Annotated in this window: 2 protein-coding genes; one reads left to right on the forward strand and one right to left on the reverse strand. The window is 75.9% G+C overall.

Annotation, left to right across the window (positions count from 1 at the left end):
* On the reverse strand, positions 1-1,262 hold a 1,262-nt coding region (locus OUY22_RS36495), incomplete at its 3' end, for a S8 family peptidase (RefSeq protein ID WP_270159888.1).
* Between the two features lie 107 nt (positions 1,263-1,369).
* Here OUY22_RS36495 and OUY22_RS36500 point away from each other — a divergent pair.
* On the forward strand, positions 1,370-2,236 hold an 867-nt coding region (locus tag OUY22_RS36500), incomplete at its 3' end, for a tetratricopeptide repeat protein (RefSeq protein WP_270159889.1).

The raw sequence follows: 2,236 nt of genomic DNA on the forward strand, positions 1-2,236 counted from the left end.
GCCCGGCCCACGCCGGGCAGCTCCTGCGCCGAGGCCAGCACGGCCGCCCTGGCGTCCTGCGCCGACTCCCCGGTACGCGCCATCCGGTCCGCGATCAGCCCCGCGACCAGGGGCGCCGCGAACGAGGTGCCGTCCCAGCGGGCCATGCCGGCGAAGTTCTGCACGGCCGGCCGCTTGGGCGGCTCCTGGTAGGTGTACTCGCCGGTGGCGTAGGCGTTGACGTGCCCCTCGCCGAGCGCGTACACGTCCACCCAGGGGCCGTGGTTGCTGAACCAGGCGCGGTGCGTCTGGTCGGGGCCGAGCGCGCCGACCGACACCGCCCAGTCGTAGGCGGCCGGGTAGAACGGCCGGTCGGTGCCGTCGTTGCCGGCCGCCGCGACCAGCACCACGTCCGGGTGGGCTTGCTGGAACAGCTCGAACCCGAGCGAGGACCAGTTGTCGCGGGTGTAGGTGCCGGCCGACAGGTTGATCACGTCGGGTGCCGGCGACTGGGAGACCAGCGCCTCCAGCTTGGCGATCATCACGTCCTCCAGCTCGGCCCCGGAGGTCGAGAAGTGGTCGACGACGGAGACGGCGGCCGTGGGCGCCTGGCACTTGGCGACGCCCGCCACGAACGTGCCGTGCCCCCGGAAGGCGGGGATGCGCGGCAGCCCGCTGATCGGCGACGGCGGGCCCAGCGGTTCCGGGTCGCCGCTGACGCCGTCCAGCCAGGGGTACGCGGCCACGTCGAGCTGCAGCCAGCCGGTGTCGCACACGCCGATGGTCACCTCCCGCACCGTCTCGCCGGCCTCGCACGGTGGCGGCCACGGCGCGGTCGGGTCGCCCGGCGGCACCTCGGGCTCGGTGCCGGGGCACAGCCGGGAGATGTGCAGGACGTGCACGGGCGTGGCGACGGGCGCCCGCGGCTCCTGGACCGGGCCGGCGGCGGAGTCACGGCCGGGCCGCCGGTCGATCGGCCGCGGGCCGGTGCCGAGCCGCGCCTCGACGAGGGCCAGCGCCTCGGGGACGGTCATCGCGCCGCCGGCGACCCGGTCCAGTGAGAGCACCGCCAGCTCGCCCCGGCTGCGCCGGTCGACCCGCTCCAGTCCGGGCGGCAGCGCCTCGGCGATCCGCGCGACGTCACCGTCACGCGCCAGCAGGCGGCCCGCCTCGTACAGGTAGTCGACCTCGCCGTCCGGCGTGTAGGCCACCGCCACCTCCACCCCCCGGGCGGCGAAGGCGTCCTTGATGATCCGGAACTGAGCGTCGAACACCATGTCCATGTGTCAGGCCTCTCCCCAGGCGTCGCATCCGGCTCTGGCGGTCCGTTGTCCCCCTCTATATCGGCGCGGGGTTGCGGGTGATACAGCAGATCGTTCAAAGTCGGAGGATGCCGGCGGATCCGCAGCTCCCCCGACCGGACGGCCCCGGCCTGTTGCCGCTGGCCCTGTCGCGCCCGAAGGAGGCCCTCGGCAGGGCCCGTGACCTGCTCGCGACCGGTCCGCCGCCGCTGGAGGCGTCCTTCGCCCGGCAGGCCATCGGGATCGTGCTGCGCGAGTTCGGCGACATCGACGCGGCGGTGCGGGAGCTGGAGACGGCCCGGCATCTGGCCCGCCGGTCCGGCTCGGCGGAGCGGGAGGCCGACGTGCGGGCGACGCTGGGCGTCGCGCTCGCCTTCGCGGGCCGTACGACGGCCGCCCGCAACACGCTCGACGCGGCCGTCCGCCAGTCCAGCGGCCACCTGCACGGGCGCATCCTGCTGCGCCGGGGCGGCGTGCTGTCCACGCTGGGCCACCACCGCGACGCGCTGAACGACCTGAACAGCGCCGTCGTCGCGCTGCGGGCGGCGGGCGACCCGATCTGGGAGGCGCGGGCGCGCACCGAGCGCGCCACCTGCAACCTGGCCCTCGGCGCCGTGACCCGGGCCGCCGCCGACCTGCGCAGGGCCGAGGAGCTGTTCAACGCGACGGGGCAGGAGCTGGAGTCGGCCGACGCGATCGTCCACCGGGGCGTGCTCGCGCTGCGGATCGGCGACCTGCCGGAGGCGCTGGCCTGCTTCGACCACGCGGCCGAGCGGTTCGCCAGGCTCGGCCTGCCCGACCCGACGCTGTCCGTGCAGCGCTGCGCCGCGCTGCTGGCGGCGGGCCTGCCGCGCGACGCGCTGGACGAGGCGCACGCCGCGCTGAGCCAGCTGGAGCGCAGCCGCGGCCAGGCCACCAAGAAGGCCGAGCTGGAGCTCGCGGCGGCCGACTGCGCG

Source organism: Nonomuraea corallina, assembly GCF_027620315.1.
GTDB classification, from domain to species: Bacteria; Actinomycetota; Actinomycetes; order Streptosporangiales; family Streptosporangiaceae; genus Nonomuraea; species Nonomuraea corallina.